Origin of the sequence: Polaribacter sargassicola (assembly GCF_021991835.1) — a bacterium.
Classification (GTDB): Bacteria; Bacteroidota; Bacteroidia; order Flavobacteriales; family Flavobacteriaceae; genus Polaribacter; species Polaribacter sargassicola.
In genome coordinates this window covers 1-380 of sequence record NZ_JAHDAU010000066.1, presented here as the reverse complement: position 1 = coordinate 380, position 380 = coordinate 1, and the positions used below count along the sequence as shown (strand labels likewise).

The 380-nt window shown below is 73.9% G+C and carries 1 protein-coding gene; it reads left to right on the top strand.

Going from position 1 to position 380, the window contains the following annotated elements:
• Window positions 1–380, top strand: a 380-nt coding sequence (locus KI686_RS17425) for a class I SAM-dependent methyltransferase (protein ID WP_237590301.1), incomplete at both ends; no start/stop codon positions are given.

Genomic DNA, 380 nt, shown 5'->3' with positions numbered 1-380 from the left:
GCCACACCTGTCGGACAGCCCACGCGGGGGACGACGGGGACGAACCGGCTGCGGCGCAACGACCGCTGGATCGCGGCATCCGAGGCGCTCCGGAAGGCGGCCGACCCCCTGGTCGTCGACCTGGGCTACGGCGCCAGCGGCGTGACGGCTTTCGAGCTCGCCCAGCGACTGCGGCAGAGGAGAGCGGATGCCGAGGTCGTCGGCCTCGAACTCGACCCGGAGCGCGTGGCGACGGCGCGCTCCCAGCTGCAGGACGTGCGTGCGGGTCGGACTCCCTTCGCCTCCGACCTGCCGGTGTCGTTCGAGAGGGGCGGCTTCGAGGTGCCACTGCCCGGCGGCCGCCGACCGGCCGTGATCCGCGCGATGAACGTGCTGCGGCA